Raw genomic sequence first — 17,414 nt, 5'->3', positions numbered from 1 at the left:
GAAGAGGTTATGATTATGGATTTAACTCAGGTAAAAGCGATTGTATTTGATTTAGAAGGGACATTATTAGACAGAAAGAAATCTCGAGAAAAATTTATAGAAGAGCAGTTTGAAAGGTTTCATGACTATTTTGTACGCATACAATTGGAAGACTTCAAACGTAAATTTATAGCACTAGATGATGATGAAGATCACGATAAACCTGAATTATATAAGGCGCTCATTAAAGATTTTCATGTAGATCGACTAACTTGGAAAGATTTGTTTAGTGATTTTGAAATGCATTTTTACAGATATGTATTTCCATATTATGATACACAGTATACTTTAGAAAAATTAACAGAGAATGGTTATTTGACTGGTGTGATTGCAAATGGTAAGTCAAAAATCAAACAATTTCGTCTGCACGCTTTAGGTATCGAAGATAGTATCAATTATTTATCTACATCTGAAACTGTAGGTTACCGCAAGCCCCATCCTAAAATTTTTGAAGATATGTTGTCGCAATTAGGTACCAAACCTGAAGAAACAATATATGTTGGTGATGATCCACTCAATGATGTAGCACCTGCAAGGGCCATGGGTATGATTAGTGTTTGGTTTAATGAAGATAATGAAAATGATCTAACACCTTTACCAGAAGAAGTAGATTTTACGATTAAAACTACGGAAGAATTACTTTCCATTTTATCAATTAATAAGAAAGGGAGATAAATGATGAACCTATTTACAACAAGTGATGGTGTTGCTTTAAATTACAAGACGAGTGGTGAAGGTAAAGCAATAGTCATGATTCATACTGCTTTTGATAACTTTTCAGTATTTAATGATTTAGAAACTAAATTTAATAAAGCATATCAGGTAGTACTCATTGATCTAAGAGGACATGGCTATTCTGACAAACCGAATGACATCAAATTTAGAACATATGCGAAAGATATTAAGGAATTATTAGATTATTTATATATTAATGAATGCTCTATCATAGCTCACGAATTAGGTGGTTCTATTGCCGCATTATTTGCTACACAATACCCAGAATTAGTGTCATCATTAACGATGGTGAATCCTACACTATTGAATGACATCACGCCTGAAGAGCGATTATATAGAAAGTATTCAGATAAAATTAGAAATTGGGATGATGAGACACAACAAAAATTCCTTGATAAACAATTATATTATTCCAAAAGAAAAGCTAAAAAATTCTTAAAGCAAATTGAAAATACGAACAACATGTCTACGAAAGCAGAAATAGAAGCGGTAAAACAATCATTTATTGACAATAATGTCATGCATTATTTAAAAGCTTTAGATTTACCTACATTAATTATTGTTGGACAGCATGGAGAAAGAACTACAGTATTCGAAGCAAAAGAAGTTGCGGATTATATCGGAAATACCCAATTTGAAGTTTTTGAAGAATCAGGATTATATCCATTCGTAGAAGAAAAAGATAAATTTATCAATGAAGTAAGAAAGTTTATAGAACAACATCTTCAATTAGCATCTTAAATTATTCAGCTTTGATAGATGCCTAGAAAAGATTACAGCAATACACTGTTTTGTAATCTTTTTGTAACATCACTGTTATTTTAGTAATATTTATAGTACAATGTGAATAAGCACAATGAAGGTAAGTTAAATATAAAGGAGAGAGTGCTTATGAAAAAATTATGTGCAGCAGTTTTAGTTACAGGTTTGGCATTTTCTGGTATTTCGGCAGGAAATGTTGAAGCAGCATCAGGGAACTCTATCCAAAGTGTTAATGAATTGCAACATGGAGATCGATCATTAGAAGGTGCGAAATTAGGAAGTTCTATTCAATCAGTATTAAAAAATAATAAAAAACCAATTTATTCATATAAACCTGATGGCACAGAACATTATTATGAATTTAAAAAAGATAATGGTGTGCTAGTGGTAACTGCAGATGGTAAGAAAAATAATGGTAAAATCACACGTGTATCAATGAGTTACAACGATACAAATGGACCATCATATAAAGAAGTGAAAAATGCTGTAAGCAACCAAGCAGTTGCACGTGAACATTATAATAAAGTAACAGGCAACTTTGGATATGTTCAAGATAATCAAGTATCTTATCAATTTAGTTCGCCATCACCTAATGATAAAAATATTAAACTTTATCGCATTGATATTAGTAAATAATCTTCACTTGTAATTATTAAAATGAATCAAAACCGACAAGTTTAAAGCTATATACTTGTCGGTTATTTTATTGTTACAATAAGCGAAAGTCTAATTTTATTAATGAATAAAGCACTTATTTAACAAAAAGGAGCCTATCATGAGAGTTAATGACAAAGTATTAATAGAAAATATCAATGATTATTTCACTCATAAAGGTCTTTCTCCCAATCTTATCGATGATATTAAAGGAAAATTAAAAAAAGAGTTAAAGAAATCAGAAGCACAAGATTTGGATTATATCGAATACAGAAAGAAATCACCAGCTGAAATAATTTTAACGATTCAACGCAATTTATTTACTTTACAATTAAACCCAATTGTATTTTTTATTATCAATTTTATTTTATTATCCTATCTATATGATAAACAGTATGTACCGTTCCAAGCAGCGACTGGATTATCAATTTTTTATTGTTTAATTATTTTACCGATTTCAATCTTCATTTATTTGAGAATTGATTGGAAAAATTATCTCTATAGTAATAAATTTGAAAGAGTGATAGGGCTGAGTGTTGCAGCAGCAGCGCTTATCTTAGTATTTGCACACGCTTTTGGGTTTAATTTAGGCATTGTCGCTGTATCATTATATGCACATCAATTTATCTTTTTTGTAGGTATCATATTTAGTATTTCTGGCATCTATTTTAAAAGATTAGAGTTTACTGGTATTGGGTTGTTGTTTTGTCAAAAAACAATAGATGCGATGATTAGTAATCCTGTGATTACACAAATTGCGTCTATTGTCATTTGGGTATTGTTATTAATTGTTATCATTTATTACACAATTAGAATATCTTCCAGAAATTAAAGTTACTTTATGGGTTTCTGATATTGTTGTGTAATCAGTTGTATATACTCAACTTGCATTTAATGTGTCAAAAACATTAATTGTGGGTTGAGTATTTTTTAGTTTTAAAAGGCAAGATTGTAGGGTCAGAGTGAAGCTAAAGATTGCCGTTAAATATTTGAAATTGAGCATATGCGTTATAAAACGAGGGTATATAAATCATATAAGGAGGTGGCCCACAATGGAAAAAGTACAGATTAGTTGTAACACTGAATTGGCATACATCCGTGAGGGTCTAGGCTTTCCTGTAATTTTAATTCATGGTTTAGATGGTAATCTAGCTTCCCTATGTACTTTGAAAGATGAATTAAAAGAAAATTATGATGTTATTACTTATGATGTTAGAGGACATGGTAAATCCTCAAAATCGAATGCATATCATTTAAAAGACCACGTAGAAGATTTGAAATTATTAATGAAACAGCTAAATATTGAAAAAGCCCATTTAGTAGGTCATGATATGGGTGGACTGATTGCTAAACATTTTGTCGATAAATATGAATCCAAGGTTGAATCATTAACGTTAATTGCATGTAATCTTATTGATAGTGTATTAGAGTTAAATAAATTAATGATTGAACATGAAGATGAAATAGAAGGCTTTGATAAATCTGAATCTTTAATCTTATTATTACCTTATATGTATAAAGATCAAGAAAAAGCTAAAAAATGGTTTCAGTCCCAGTTGATTTATAATAGACAGTCAGCTGAAGAAAGTGCAGTAGCAACAAGAGCATTAATGGAATTCCCTGTATTCAATCAAAATATTGTACTTGAACAAACCAATATTCCCACATTAATTGTAAATGGAATTTATGATCCATTGATCACTCAAGAAATGAAACGCAAATACGATCAAGTGTTTCACAATTTAGAAATGGTTGAATTTAACCAGTCAGGACATGCACCTCATATAGAAGAACCCATTCACTTTCTAGAGGTATTTTTAGCGTTTGTAAAAACAAATGAATATTCAGAACGCTGATATTGATGAAGCAATGCGATGTTTATTTTTTGATTTCAAACGATAAATATTTAGCGTTAAAAAGTCTAATACATTCAATAACATAAAAGTGCACAAATCAGGTAGGATGAAACATTAAAAATTTTTCAAAACATATATAAAACCACTTCACTGAATTCGTTCAGCGAAGTGGTTTTTCGTGTTGATAGGTATGATATGTGGGAAGCTAAAGTTAGTTATACTTCTTTTTCGTCATTTGCTTCTTGAATACGCTTATTAACACGTGATAATAATTCATTGATTTTTTTGCGTTGTTTAGAATCAACTAATATTAAAACTGTTCTTTCATCATGTTCATTACGTTTCTTATCAAAATAATCTTCTTGAGATAAATTTTTAACTGCTTTAACAACTTGAGGTTGTTTATAATTTAAGTGGTTAATAATATCTTTTAGATAATATTCTTCACTTTCGTGTTCACTAATATATGTTAATACAGCGAATTCTTCGAAACTTACTGAAAACTCTTTTTTGATAATACTTTTTAATTTATCAGCGTACGTTACCATTGCTAATAGTTCAAAACAATCGTTAATTTTGGTGATAGCCATTCTTAATTCCTCCCTAATTTATATGCCCAATCTAATATACATATTAAAAATGTTTTTGTATAATAATTTGTCTTAATTCAAAGTTGAATACAAAGTTTTTGTCATAATTTACAGCTCTAATATATTTGGGTAAAATATATTAAAACTAGCATTATTTAGTTTATTATAACTAAATTAAAATAGCAAGTAAACAAAAAACTGATTAAACGGTACGGTAATGTTTAAATTTATTAATTCAATTATTTAAATACCAATCATTTAATTATAATAATTGCTATACATTTACAATTTACCACTATTTGATAAAAACTGTAAAAAACAAATTATATTTTAAAGATTTAATGTGTTTATACTGTGTACATCTAATTTTTGGGCCGCACAGTATCAACATTTTTAGCTATGATATCTCCAGGTTTTAAACCTTCAATGATAAGCATAGTTTTTTTATTACCCGATTTTTCTGATTTAATAACTCTTTTAATAAATTTTTTATTACTTAGTAAATAAACAAATTGTCCATTACCTATTGCAGTACTTGGTATTTCTATCTGTGTAGTTGGTTTTTCGATTTTTACATGTTTACCAAAAAAGTAATCAGAATTTGGTGAAATTTCAAGCAAATATTTAGATGGTTTAGATAAATTTGTTTGATTGATTGGAAGTTTAGCAATATGTGTAATCGTACCAAAACTATTATTTGTAAAATCACTCGTTATCTTCACTTTGTCTTTGATATGTAAGACATTTTTTTCTGTCTCAGAAATTTCTGCTCTTATGACAGGCTTAGGATCATAGATTTGAATAAAGGAAAGATTTTGTGAAAACATACGCGATGGATTTATAATAATAGTGCCAGAAATCGGTGAAAAAATTGTAGTGCGCAATTTAGATTGTAAGTGGGAAATTTCAGTTTTTAAGTTAATAAGTTCTGTTGAAGTAGGTTTACTCGTCTTAGTGAGTTGAGCTAATAGTTTTTGTTTTTGTGTGATGAGTTGTTCAATGTGAGGGTTATAATACTCAAAAAGTGGTTGGTTTTGTGCTACTTTTGATTCGGTTTTTACGAACCAGTCGTGGATAGCGCCTTGAGAAGGATTATAATTGATTGATACTAACTGAGAAGGTTCTTGTCTTCCGATAAGAAGTGGTGATTTTTTATAAGTTACTTTTATTGTTTCAATTTGTTTTTCAAAGTTATTACTTTGTGATTTTAAATAAAACCATAGGGACAGGGCGATTGTGCTAAAAAGGGTTAATAATGTGGCTAATATGATAAAGATACGTTTCAAAGATTGGTCACCTCTAGATGTATTATTGTACTGATTATACTGCGTTTATAATGATTGCGCCACAGAAAAAAGAGGCTACAACAAATTAATTGTTTTAGCCTCTCATTATTAAGTTCACCGAACCATTGCTATTATTGCAGGTAGCACGACATAATCATTTTAAACTAAAATAACTACTATCCTTCATCTTAAGCTGTTATGACTTAAAATAATCTTAAAAGTACTATGCCAATCATCATGGCGATGATTCCTACGACTTTTCGTTTCGTAATTTTATTCACATATGTGCCTAATAATCCAAAGTGATCAATAATTATGCCCATTAACATCTGACCTAACATCACAATAATTGTTGTTAAGGCAGCACCGAGATGTGGCATCAATATAATATTAGTAGTGACAAAAATCACGCCAAGAACACCACCAATGAAATAAATTGGTTTTAATTTACCTTTGTGTTGATTGTACGCCGTCATTTTAAGCGTTCTATTAAAGACCAAAGTCAAAATGAATAATGTTATGGTACCAATCGCAAATGAAATTAAAGATGCTAAAATCGATGAATGTAACTGTTGACCTAATGCGCTGTTAATTGCGGTCTGTATTGGTGGACAAAAACCGAATATGAAACCGATAATCAACCAAATGTATATTTGCGTATTCATGTTTTTATCTTTCGGGTTGCTACGTACATAATTCATAAGTATAATTCCGAGCATTAAAAAGAGAATGCCAAGTACTTTAAAAATAGTAAAAGGTTCAACATCTGCGCCAAACCAACCAAAAGTATCAATTGTAACGCCCATAATAATTTGACCAGCAACTGTCATTACGACGGTTAAAGAGGCACCTAATCTTGGCAACAATAATAAATTTCCTGTAAGAAAAATAACGCCTAATATACCGCCGACAAACCATATATAACTCAATGACTGATCGGTGTAAAAGTCAGTAGTAAAGACATGTGGATTGGTTACTAAATTGATTAAGATTAAAAAGATGGTTCCAGTAGCAAAAGAAATTGTAGATGCATAGAATGAAGATTTCGTATAAAGACTTAATCTTGAATTAATCGACGTTTGAAAAGGAACAACCATCCCAGCTACAATTCCCACTAAATATAAAAAAATCATTAAATCACGCTTTCTCCTAAGATAATTATATTATATAGGAAAGGTGTGGATTTTCCTATGCTCATTTCTATTTATCGAAGAGAAGAAAAGTATAAAATAATGTACACAATTAATGAAATATAATAAAATGCTTATGTTGATGTTATAATAAAAAGAAAATTATTAAATTGAAATTAAACATCAAGACCTATAAAAATTAGTAAGATGAATTTTTGATGGTTTAAAAATATATAGAAGTGGTGACAATTTACATTGAAACAACTTTCGATCATACGCTTATTAGATGAAGAGACTTTTTTTATAGGTGCGGGAAGTAATGAAGGTATTCAAAAAGAACAATTTATTGAAGTATTAAATCCTAGAAAATCATATAAGAATCTTGCTCAAGTGACAGAAGTTTTTGGTCAGTACGCAATGTGTAAAAAATTAGGGAAAAGTAAAATTTTTTTCGGTGATACTGTTAGGCTAAGACCGCTTAGAAACAAAAGTAATCATCGATAATATAGTATATGTGGCAAACAGCGAATACAATTTGATTCGTTGTTTTGTCACTTTTTTTATTTAAAACAAACGAGCAGCCTCATGTATAGGTACATAGGGCTGCTGCTATTGCTTGTGTAATTTGCTTACATCAACTTTTTGTGACTATTCTACTTCACTAGAAAATTGTATATGTTTCAAAAATAATTGATTTAGTTTTCAAAAATTAATTTTGTAGATTTATCTATGATTTGTGCAGCTCGTACTGTTGTAGGGATTCCCGACTTAGGGCGTAAGATATCTAAAGCAATTAATTTATTCATTCCATCTTTAACCGTACTTTCATTGATGAAATGCTCTATTTTGGGTAATTGTAATTTAATGTCTTTGTTAACAGCATCATTGAATATAAGTTCTAACGTTTGACTCATAGTGTTTAACCTCCTTAATTAACTGTTTCAGTTTTGATGATTTCTACTGTTTCAAATTTTTCGCCAGTGATTTGTTCGATGATAGATTTAAAACTTTTAATTTGTTCCGTTGTTGCTTGCGTATTCAGATTTGCGAAGTGACGTTTAAACTGTGTGGCTTTTCCATCTTTGTCATATGTTAGACGCGACATAGTGACGGCTAAGTGACTGATTTGATTCATTTGTCTAACCTCCTTTCACTATATATATCGTTGTTTAATTTTAAATAGGTTAAAAAAATTTGAAAAAATTAGACAAAATACTTTCATGTGACAAAAACATGATATATCATTAAATATGCAACATTAATTAATTCAGAGGTGAATTTATGAATCAAGTAGATCCTATTAGGAATACTAATGAGATAAAAGCGATGTATGAGGTTTTAAAAGCCAAATCCATGCGTGATTATCTATTGTTTAAGTTTGCGATACATACTGGTGTGAAACTTTCCTCATTATTAAATTTAAATGTAAGTGATGTAAAAATAGAGGATGACGATATCAAACACTATTGGGTAGAAATGCATGCACCTAAAATTCAAATTAGGTTACCAGAAACTTTGAGAAATGAATTAATGACATATATATCAGAACAACAATTGAAGAATGATGAGTTATTATTTCAGTCTAATAGGACATTGAAAGGTCTATCCCGACAGCAAGCTTATCGTATTATTCATCTTGCTGCAGAAGATTTAGGGATGTTACATATTGGTTTGACGACGTTGCGTAAAACATTTGCATATCATGCTTATCAATCGGGTATTTCAATATCGATTATTCAAAAGTACTTAGGACATCAAACAACTTTTGAAACGATGAAGTTTATAGGTATTTCTACAAAAGCTAGCAAAACAACGATTGCTTTAAATTTGTAAATTATAGTTAAAGGGGGTATAGGATGAGTTTAGTTTATTTAATGAGTGCTATTGTTTTAATTATGATGGTACTTTTGCTCACAATGACGAAACGAAGTTTTCATAAATTTGCTGGGCCAATCGCTTTAATAGCTCCAATCATTTCTTCTGTTTACTTTCTATGGCAATTGCCACAAGTAATGAAAGGGCAATTTGTAGCAATTAAAATCCCTTGGCTTACATTATTGGATATTAATATAGATTTTAGATTAGATGGATTAAGTTTATTTTTTAGTTTGTTAATATCACTCATTGGTCTAGCAGTATTTTATTATGCTACACAATACTTATCAAAAGAACATGATCATTTACCACGTTTTTATATATATATCTTGTTATTTATGTTCAGCATGCTGGGTATTGTTACAGCAAATAATACAATTTTGATGTATGTATTTTGGGAATTGACGAGTGTATCATCTTTCTTACTCATTGCCTATTGGTACGGGAAAGGTGCAAGTCAATTTGGCGCTATCCAATCATTTATGATTACAGTTTTTGGTGGTCTTGCACTATTAACAGGTTTTATCATGATTTATATTGTTACGGGTACAAATTCTATTACATCGATAATCGCACAAAGCGATAAAATAGCGGATAGTCAGTTGTTTATACCGATTATTATCTTGTTGCTTTTAGGTGCATTTACGAAATCAGCACAATTCCCGTTCCATATTTGGTTGCCAAAAGCTATGGAAGCACCGACACCCGTGAGTGCTTATCTACACTCTGCCACAATGGTAAAAGCAGGTATATTTTTACTATTTAGATTCACACCTGTTTTAGGGCTAAGTGACTTTTATATTTATTGTGTTACTTTTGTTGGTTTGATAACGATGATTTTTGGGGCAGTTAATGCTACGCGACAATATGATTTAAAAGGTATTTTAGCTTATTCTACAATCAGTCAACTAGGTATGATTGTTTCTATGGTCGGTCTCGGTGGTGGCTTTGCACAACATACGACAGGTGAACTGTCTAAAGTATATAGCCTTATTCTCTTCGCTGGACTGTTCCATTTAATGAATCACGCATTATTCAAAGGTGCCTTGTTTATGGGTGTCGGCATCATTGATCATGAAACTGGTACAAGGGATATACGTCGATTATCTGGATTAAGAAAAGTACTGCCAATTACGCATGTAGTTATGTTACTTTCAGCTTTATCTATGGCTGGTATTCCATTTCTTAATGGCTTTTTAAGTAAAGAAATGTTTTTTGATGGTTTAGTAAGTTCATATCAATTACCACAATTTAATATCATTTTAACAATTATTATTGCAGTAATAGGCGTGGTTGCTAGTATTTTCACGCTCATTTATGCAGTTTACATGATTAAGGAAGTTTTTTGGGGAGACATTAAACATAATGATTCACCAGTACAAAATCCTCATGAACCATTTCTATTTACGCTACCTTCTGCAATTATGATGATTTTGTTGCCGATAGTGTTTTTTGTGCCAAATTTATTTGGACATCATATTATTTTACCGGCATTACGAAGTATCACAATTGGAGAAAAAGTAGATGCTATTGCACCGCATATTTCACAATGGCACGGATTTAATTTACCGCTATTGTTAAGTTTTATTGTTATTGTTGTAGGTTTTATAGCGGCGCTTAAAATTGATTGGAAAAAACAATCTGAAAAAATTAGAGTCAAATCTATAACAGATGTTTATTTAGACTCATATAAGCAATTTGAAAATTATTCAGGGTACAGTATTCGTACATTGATGAATAACCGTTTGAATCATTATATTATATTAACGTTAGCTGTTTTCATTATAGTTGTTGTTTATGGCATCATCCAAGCTGGTTTTCCTGACGTTAAACAGATACATGTCAGTGAATTCGGGCCGTTAGAAATCATCACGTTAATTGTTGTTTTTATTTTAGGTATTGCTTTAACGTTTATTCGTCAACGTTTAACGATGGTAATATTAAACGGTATTATTGGTTATTGTGTAACGATATTCTTCATTTTAATGAAAGCACCAGACTTAGCATTGACACAATTAGTGGTAGAAACAATAACTACAATATTGTTTATTGTTAGTTTTTCACGCTTACCAAACGTACCACGCTCAAAAGTTCATAAGAAACGAGAAGCTGTTAAAATTATCGTTTCATTGATGATGGCAGTTACTGTAGTCACGCTTGTCTTCATTGCACAACAGGGTGAAACGATGCCAACGATTTCAACTTTTTATCATGATGCATATAAACTGGCAGGCGGTAAAAATATTGTAAATGCGATTCTTGGTGATTTTCGTGCTATGGATACTTTATTTGAAGGTATGGTATTAATCATCGCTGGATTGGGTATCTATACATTACTTAACTTTAAAGAACGGAGGGGTCAAGATGAAAGAGAATGATGTAGTCTTACGAACAATTACTAAAATTGTTGTATTTATATTGTTAACGTTCGGGTTCTACTTATTTTTAGCAGGACATAATAATCCTGGTGGTGGATTTATCGGTGGACTTGTATTCAGTTCTGCATTTTTACTTATGTTCTTGGCCTTCGACGTTAAACAAGTATTAGTCGCCTTACCACTTGATTTTAGGATATTAATGATTATCGGTTCATTAGTATCATTTGCTACTGCTGTGATACCAATGTTTTTTGGTAAACCGTTCCTTTACCAAACCGATGCATATGTCCAATTGCCGATATTAGGTGAAGTACATTTAACGACTGTGACACTTTTTGAAGCGGGTATTGTATTAGCGGTCGTAGGCGTTGTTGTAACAGTGATGCTATCCATAAGTGGTGGTCGCTCATGAATTTGATATTGTTAATGGTGATTGGCTTTTTAATATTTATAGGAACGTATATGATATTATCAGTCAATTTAATCCGTATCGTCATAGGTATTTCAATTTATACACACGCAGGAAATTTAATTATCATGAGCATGGGACGCTATGGTAAGAATATGGTAGAACCGCTTATTGGTGAAGGGAGTAAAAACTTCGTAGATCCGTTATTGCAAGCTATTGTATTGACTGCTATTGTGATAGGTTTTGCTATGACTGCATTTTTACTTGTACTCGTATATAGAACGTATCGAGTAACTAAAGAAGATGAAATTGATGTGTTAAGAGGTGATGACGATAATGATGAGTAATTTGTTAATTCTGCCATTACTTCTTCCAGCAATTTGTGCACTTGTACTCGTATTTATCCGTACACATAGCAGATTATCAAGAATTTTTTCAATCGGCACAATGTCTATTACGACAATCATATCTTTATTGTTGTTGATTTATGTTATGCAACATAAGCCAATTGCTTTAGATTTTGGTGGTTGGAAAGCGCCTTATGGTATTCAATTTGTTGGTGACTCATTGAGTTTACTCATGGTCACGACATCTAGTTTTGTCGTTACGTTAATTATGGCGTATGGTTTTGGTAGCAGAGAAAAAAGAGCAATTCGCTATTACTTACCGAGTTTTATTCTGTTTTTAACAGTAGGCGTTATTGGTTCATTTTTAACTGCAGATTTATTTAATATATATGTTATGTTTGAAGTAATGTTGCTCGCGTCGTTTGTGTTAATTACGTTAGGACAATCAGTAGAACAATTACGTGCAGCGATTATTTACGTTGTACTTAATATTTTAGGTTCTTGGTTATTATTATTAGGTATCGGCTTACTATATAAACTTACTGGCACCTTAAACTTTGCTTTAGTAGCGCAAAGATTAACTGAGATGCAGGGTGAAAGTTCAGTAGTAATTATTTCAATGGTATTTTTAATTGCATTTGGTGCAAAAGCTGCGCTTGTATTATTCATGTGGCTTCCAAAAGCATATGCTGTTTTAAATACTGAATTAGCAGCATTATTTGCGGCATTAATGACAAAAGTCGGCGCTTATGCCTTGATTCGTTTTTTCACATTGTTATTTGATGATTATAGTGGTATTACACATCCACTATTGGTTGTCTTGTCTTGTATCACGATGTTGATTGGCGCATTTGGTGTCTTAGCTTATCGAGATATTAAAAAAATTGCGGCATATCAAGTGATTCTTTCTATCGGTTTTATTATTTTAGGTCTAGGTTCAAATACAATTTCAGGTGTCAATGGTGCTATTTTTTATCTTACAAATGACATTGTTGTGAAAACTTTACTATTCTTTATTATTGGTAGCTTAGTATATATTACTGGTTATCGACAATATAAAAATTTATATGGTTTAGCTAAAAGAGAACCATTCTTCGGTGTGGCATTTGTGGTAATGATTTTGGCCATTGGCGGTGTTCCTCCATTTAGCGGTTTCCCAGGAAAAGTGTTTATTTTTAAAGGTGCTGTTGAAAATGGTAATTATATAGGCTTAACTTTGATGATTTTAACTAGCCTGATTGGTATGTTTAGCTTGTTTAGAATTTTCTTCACAATGTATTTAGGTAATGCTGATAAAGGTGAACATATAGACTTCAAACCAATTCCTAAATATCGTAAAGGTTTGATTGGTATCCTTGTAGCCGCAATTATTGGTATGGGGCTGGCAGCTCCACTGATTTTCAAAGTAACTGACAATGCTACCCATTTAAACATGGATGATGGATTATATGAAAAAATGGTCAATCCTCATTTAGTGAAGGAGGAGAAATAATGAGACAAGTCTTACTTAATATGGTCATTGCATTTTTATGGGTGTTATTTCAAGATGAAGAATCATTTAAAGCTTCTACCTTCTTCTCAGGTTATCTTATTGGTTTAGTCGTTATTTATATCCTACATCGTTTTTTTGGCCAACAATTTTATTTGAAAAAGGTTTGGGTAGCATTTAAATTTTTAACGGTATACTTATATCAGTTAATTACATCAAGTATGACAACAATCAACTACATTTTATTTAAAACGAAAGACTTAAATCCTGGTTTAGTTAGGTATGAAACGACTTTAGAAACTGATTGGGAAGTTTCATTTTTGACTATTCTAATTATCATTACACCGGGTTCAACGGTTATTAGAATTTCAAAAGAGAGAAAAAAGATTTTTATACATGCAATTGATATCTCTGAAAAAGAAAAACAGAAACTGCTTAAAAGTATAAGACAATATGAAGGACTCATATTGGAGGTGGCAGAATGATCGAATCACTGATAAATTTCTTTATTACAAGTTCAATTATTTTATTTGGGATAGCACTTATCTTAACGTTGTTTCGGTTAGTAAAAGGACCGACGACAGCTGATAGGGTGGTTGCATTTGATACTGCTAGTGCTATATTAATGTCAACTGTCGGTGTGTTAAGTGTTGTCTTTGGTACCTTTTCTTTCTTAGATTCTATCTTATTGATTGCGATCATTTCGTTTGTAAGCACCGTTTCTATTTCAAGATTTATAGAAGGGGGGCATGTCTTTAATGCAAATAACAAGCGAAATCGTTAATTTAATTGCAGCTTTTATGATGTTTTTGGGTAGTATTATCGCTTTAATTAGTGCGATCGGTCTGATTAAGTTCCAAGATGTCTTTTTAAGAAGTCATGCCTCTACGAAAAGTTCAACATTATCAGTATTGTTAACACTTGTAGGTGTTGTCATTTATTTTATTTCTTCACAAGGTTATTTAAGTGTTCGAATGATTTTGGCATTGGTATTTATCAATTTAACATCTCCAGTAGGTGGACACTTGATATCAAGAGCGGCATACCGAACGGGCGCTTATATGTACAGGAAAAGTGATGCACCTAAACAAACAAGTATCTTATTAAGCGCTTCAGAAAATGATACATTTGAACAATTGAAAAAGCGTGCTCAAATACGTGAAGAGCGTAGACGTAAAATGAATGAAAAAGATCAGGATATGTATTAAATTAAATAAATCAGTTATTTAAGCATCTATTTATTTGCTTGAAAATAACTGATTTGGAAATTATGTATTTGACTAAGCGGGTTGGAAATCAAACTTAACTTTGATTTCCAACCCGCTGTTGTTTCTATATATGATGTTATTTGATTGGCATCGTGGTGTTTGTAGAATAACAAAATTTTATCATTGTTGAAGTGCAATACATTTTAGCGTCTGCTAAAAAAATGATAAAATTATATATATTTGTAATTGTGTTAATGTTAAAAAGTACATATCTGACAAATATCATTGTTCATACAAACAAAGATATGAAAGAGTTTGAGACACAATATGTTCATAAATAAAACGATTGTATTTTTGTTTCAACCTCAGCAATTATGAAAGTTTAAATGTTGAAAAGAGGTGAAACCATGCAAATATTTGAAACAATACTTATATTTTTAGCTGTAGTAATCGCAAGTTCTTTAGTTCATATTTTATTACCTAAAATCCCTTTAGCTTTTATACAAATTATACTCGGTATGTTACTGTATATTACCCCAGTTCCCGTCGAATTCCATTTTGATTCAGAATTATTTATGGTTGCTCTGATAGCACCGCTATTATTTGTTGAAGGTGTAAAAGTTTCTCGTGTACATTTAAGACGTTATATCAAACCTGTTTTAATGATGGCATTAGGTCTTGTAGTAACCACAGTAATCGTAGTTGGTTTATTTGTGCATTGGATTTGGCCCGAGTTACCGTTAGCTGCTGCGTTTGCGCTAGCCGCAATCTTATGTCCAACTGATGCCGTTGCTGTTCAAGCAATTACGAATGGTAAAGTACTCCCTAAAGGCTCTATGACAATTTTAGAGGGTGAGTCATTATTAAATGATGCGGCTGGTATCATATCTTTTAAAATTGCTGTAGCTGCATTGATTACGGGTGGCTTTTCAATGGTGAATGCTGTTGAACAGTTTTTAATATCATCTATTGGTGGATTTATTGTAGGTTTAATTATTGGCGTGGCACTTGTTAGGTTTAGAGTATCACTTTCTAGAAGAGGTATAGAAAATATAAATATGTTTACGTTTATACAACTTGTGACGCCTTTTATTACATATCTCGTTGCTGAAATGTTTCATGCGTCAGGCATTATTGCAGCTGTAGTAGCAGGCTTGGTTCATGGGTTTGAACGTGACCGTATTGCACAGGCACGTACTAGATTACAAATGAGTTATAACCATACTTGGAATATATTGGGTTATGCATTAAACGGTTTTGTTTTTTCCATTTTAGGATTTTTAGTTCCAGAACTTGTTGGCAGAATTATAGAAAATGAACCCCATAATTTTATTTTTCTAATTGTAGTCACAGTTTTAATTGCTTTAGCAATTTATTTATTTAGATTTTTATGGGTGTTTGTTTTATATCCTTATTTTTATTTACCAATTAGCCCATTCCAAAAAATACTAACGAATTATGAAGATAATACGAAAGTCACTGAGAAACCACCGAAACGTGGTATGTATGCTTTTATTATGACATTGTGTGGCGTACACGGGACAATATCTTTAGCAATTGCTTTGACATTACCTTATATGTTGGCTGATCATCATTCTTTCGTATTTAGAGATGACTTATTATTTATCGCATCCGGTATGGTCATTATGAGTTTAATTATTGCACAGGTTTTATTACCTATTGTGACACCTAATGCGGTTCAACCAAAGCAACACGGTATGAACTTTAAACAAGCACGGGTGTATATTTTAGAAAAAGTTATAGAACACTTAAATAAATTATCCTCTGAAGAATCAAGTTATTTATATGGAAATGTTATCAAAGAATACCATGACAAATTAGCATTTCTTAAAACTGTTGAGAACGAAGATGAAAATACTAAAGAGTTAGAACGATTACAAAAAATTGCTTTTGATGTTGAAAATAATACGTTGAATAGTTTGGTATCTAATGGCGATATAACAACAAATATCCTAGATAACTATATGCGCTATGCGGAACGTACTCAGGTTTATAAACAATCATCTCTCATTCAACGTATTAAAGTTGAAGTGAAAACGTTTGTCTTAAAAAGTAGAATTAAAACAAAAGTGAGAACAAATGCAGCTTCCTCATTATCAGTGATTGAAAACTTGAGAGAAATTTCTAATGTTATGAGAACAGTGCATTATCGTGTAGTCAGTCGTTTAGGTAAGGAAACAACTGAAGCAAATAAATTAGAAGTTGGTATGATTTGTGATAGTTATTTAATGAGAATAGAAAACTTAACGCCTTCTAATTTCTTTAATCCAAAAAGTGAAACTTCAATTACTAAAATTAAATTGGGTGCACTTAGAGAACAGCGTCGTGTTTTGAATGAACTTTCTGAAGATGAAGAAATTAGTGAAGTTACTGCGCTAAAATTACGTGAAGCGATTAATTATGATGAAATGATTATCGTAGATAGTTTAACAGATTAAAGCGCATAAATTAGCAAGTTTAATTCCTGCTTAAATAAAAGAAGTCATGAGTTACCTCTTCTTTTCAAGTTTTAAGGGAATGAGCGACGATATCTAATTTTATTAAACAGATGTCGTCGTTTAACCCGACAACGATGGTATTAAGGATTACCTGAGCTGTTGATCATGCATAAGCCCCACTAACCCAACAAGTTGGG

General features: G+C 31.4%; 20 protein-coding genes. 15 read left to right on the top strand and 5 right to left on the bottom strand.

The genetic code is table 11. From position 1 onward, the window contains the following. Window positions 1–15: 15 nt before the first annotated feature. The 5 genes from HMPREF2586_RS07835 to HMPREF2586_RS07815 all read left to right on the top strand — a co-directional run bounded on the left by HMPREF2586_RS07835 (window position 16) and on the right by HMPREF2586_RS07815 (window position 4,046). Window positions 16–714, top strand: coding sequence for an HAD family hydrolase (locus tag HMPREF2586_RS07835; RefSeq protein WP_046207296.1), 699 nt, complete (start codon window positions 16–18; stop codon window positions 712–714). Between the two features lie 3 nt (window positions 715–717). Continuing rightward, window positions 718–1,515, top strand: coding sequence for an alpha/beta fold hydrolase (locus HMPREF2586_RS07830; protein ID WP_046207297.1), 798 nt, complete (start codon window positions 718–720; stop codon window positions 1,513–1,515). Window positions 1,516–1,665: 150 nt separating this feature from the next. Beyond that, on the top strand, window positions 1,666–2,172 hold the full coding sequence (locus HMPREF2586_RS07825; RefSeq protein WP_046207298.1) for an SA0570 family protein: 507 nt from the start codon (window positions 1,666–1,668) through the stop codon (window positions 2,170–2,172). Window positions 2,173–2,311: 139 nt separating this feature from the next. Next, window positions 2,312–3,022 carry a hypothetical protein gene (locus tag HMPREF2586_RS07820; protein ID WP_046207299.1) on the top strand — a complete coding sequence of 237 codons (711 nt, stop codon included), beginning with the start codon at window positions 2,312–2,314 and terminating at the stop codon, window positions 3,020–3,022. Window positions 3,023–3,242: 220 nt separating this feature from the next. After that, window positions 3,243–4,046: an alpha/beta fold hydrolase gene (locus HMPREF2586_RS07815; protein WP_046207300.1), complete on the top strand. Its 804-nt coding sequence runs from the start codon at window positions 3,243–3,245 to the stop codon at window positions 4,044–4,046. Between the two features lie 215 nt (window positions 4,047–4,261). On the opposite strand, the gene sarA is transcribed toward HMPREF2586_RS07815, so the two are convergent. The 3 genes from sarA to HMPREF2586_RS07800 form a co-directional block, all read right to left on the bottom strand. Beyond that, on the bottom strand, window positions 4,262–4,636 hold the full coding sequence (gene sarA, locus HMPREF2586_RS07810; protein WP_019468421.1) for a global transcriptional regulator SarA: 375 nt from the start codon (window positions 4,634–4,636) through the stop codon (window positions 4,262–4,264). Window positions 4,637–4,998: 362 nt separating this feature from the next. Then, window positions 4,999–5,922 (bottom strand): efflux RND transporter periplasmic adaptor subunit, encoded by a 924-nt coding sequence (locus HMPREF2586_RS07805; protein ID WP_070657581.1) that lies wholly within the window; start codon window positions 5,920–5,922, stop codon window positions 4,999–5,001. Window positions 5,923–6,125: 203 nt separating this feature from the next. Then, window positions 6,126–7,055 (bottom strand): DMT family transporter, encoded by a 930-nt coding sequence (locus HMPREF2586_RS07800; protein ID WP_070657583.1) that lies wholly within the window; start codon window positions 7,053–7,055, stop codon window positions 6,126–6,128. A gap of 252 nt (window positions 7,056–7,307) precedes the next feature. On the opposite strand from HMPREF2586_RS07800, the gene HMPREF2586_RS07795 reads away from it, so the two are divergent. Next, window positions 7,308–7,556, top strand: coding sequence for a hypothetical protein (locus HMPREF2586_RS07795; protein ID WP_046207303.1), 249 nt, complete (start codon window positions 7,308–7,310; stop codon window positions 7,554–7,556). A 191-nt stretch (window positions 7,557–7,747) separates the two neighbouring features. Here the strand turns inward: HMPREF2586_RS07795 and HMPREF2586_RS07790 are convergent, their stop codons facing one another. Both HMPREF2586_RS07790 and HMPREF2586_RS07785 read right to left on the bottom strand, forming a co-directional pair. Next, window positions 7,748–7,966 carry a DUF2922 domain-containing protein gene (locus HMPREF2586_RS07790; RefSeq protein ID WP_046207304.1) on the bottom strand — a complete coding sequence of 73 codons (219 nt, stop codon included), beginning with the start codon at window positions 7,964–7,966 and terminating at the stop codon, window positions 7,748–7,750. Window positions 7,967–7,980: 14 nt separating this feature from the next. Next, window positions 7,981–8,187: a sigS mRNA-stabilizing protein SroA gene (locus HMPREF2586_RS07785; protein ID WP_070038970.1), complete on the bottom strand. Its 207-nt coding sequence runs from the start codon at window positions 8,185–8,187 to the stop codon at window positions 7,981–7,983. Between the two features lie 146 nt (window positions 8,188–8,333). Between HMPREF2586_RS07785 and HMPREF2586_RS07780 the strand changes: the two genes are divergently transcribed. From HMPREF2586_RS07780 to HMPREF2586_RS07740, 9 genes are all read left to right on the top strand, one after another. After that, a complete protein-coding gene (locus HMPREF2586_RS07780) occupies window positions 8,334–8,885 on the top strand; it encodes a tyrosine-type recombinase/integrase (protein ID WP_046207306.1) in 552 nt (183 codons plus the stop codon). Between the two features lie 23 nt (window positions 8,886–8,908). Next, window positions 8,909–11,305: a DUF4040 family protein gene (locus tag HMPREF2586_RS07775; RefSeq protein ID WP_046207307.1), complete on the top strand. Its 2,397-nt coding sequence runs from the start codon at window positions 8,909–8,911 to the stop codon at window positions 11,303–11,305. Continuing rightward, window positions 11,292–11,717, top strand: a complete 426-nt coding sequence (gene mnhB2, locus HMPREF2586_RS07770) for a Na+/H+ antiporter Mnh2 subunit B (RefSeq protein WP_019468412.1) — start codon at window positions 11,292–11,294, stop codon at window positions 11,715–11,717. The genes HMPREF2586_RS07775 and mnhB2 overlap by 14 nt, the downstream gene beginning before the upstream one ends. Continuing rightward, window positions 11,714–12,061 carry a Na+/H+ antiporter Mnh2 subunit C gene (gene mnhC2, locus HMPREF2586_RS07765; protein ID WP_019468411.1) on the top strand — a complete coding sequence of 116 codons (348 nt, stop codon included), beginning with the start codon at window positions 11,714–11,716 and terminating at the stop codon, window positions 12,059–12,061. The genes mnhB2 and mnhC2 overlap by 4 nt, the downstream gene beginning before the upstream one ends. Next, window positions 12,051–13,553 (top strand): Na+/H+ antiporter Mnh2 subunit D, encoded by a 1,503-nt coding sequence (gene mnhD2 / locus HMPREF2586_RS07760; protein WP_046207308.1) that lies wholly within the window; start codon window positions 12,051–12,053, stop codon window positions 13,551–13,553. The genes mnhC2 and mnhD2 overlap by 11 nt, the downstream gene beginning before the upstream one ends. Next, window positions 13,553–14,035: a Na+/H+ antiporter Mnh2 subunit E gene (gene mnhE2, locus HMPREF2586_RS07755; RefSeq protein ID WP_040029960.1), complete on the top strand. Its 483-nt coding sequence runs from the start codon at window positions 13,553–13,555 to the stop codon at window positions 14,033–14,035. The genes mnhD2 and mnhE2 overlap by 1 nt, the downstream gene beginning before the upstream one ends. Then, complete coding sequence (gene mnhF2, locus HMPREF2586_RS07750; RefSeq protein ID WP_046207309.1) at window positions 14,032–14,334, top strand: Na+/H+ antiporter Mnh2 subunit F; 303 nt, start codon at window positions 14,032–14,034, stop codon at window positions 14,332–14,334. The genes mnhE2 and mnhF2 overlap by 4 nt, the downstream gene beginning before the upstream one ends. Next, a complete protein-coding gene (locus HMPREF2586_RS07745; protein WP_046207310.1) occupies window positions 14,309–14,758 on the top strand; it encodes a Na+/H+ antiporter subunit G in 450 nt (149 codons plus the stop codon). The genes mnhF2 and HMPREF2586_RS07745 overlap by 26 nt, the downstream gene beginning before the upstream one ends. A 407-nt stretch (window positions 14,759–15,165) precedes the next feature. Beyond that, on the top strand, window positions 15,166–17,217 hold the full coding sequence (locus HMPREF2586_RS07740) for a cation:proton antiporter (RefSeq protein WP_046207311.1): 2,052 nt from the start codon (window positions 15,166–15,168) through the stop codon (window positions 17,215–17,217). Window positions 17,218–17,414 lie beyond the last annotated feature (197 nt).

The organism is Staphylococcus sp. HMSC034G07 (genome assembly GCF_001835975.1).
In the GTDB taxonomy this organism is placed as follows: Bacteria; Bacillota; Bacilli; order Staphylococcales; family Staphylococcaceae; genus Staphylococcus; species Staphylococcus ureilyticus.
The sequence above is the reverse complement of the archived record's forward strand: the minus strand, read 5'-3'. Positions and strand labels throughout refer to the sequence as shown.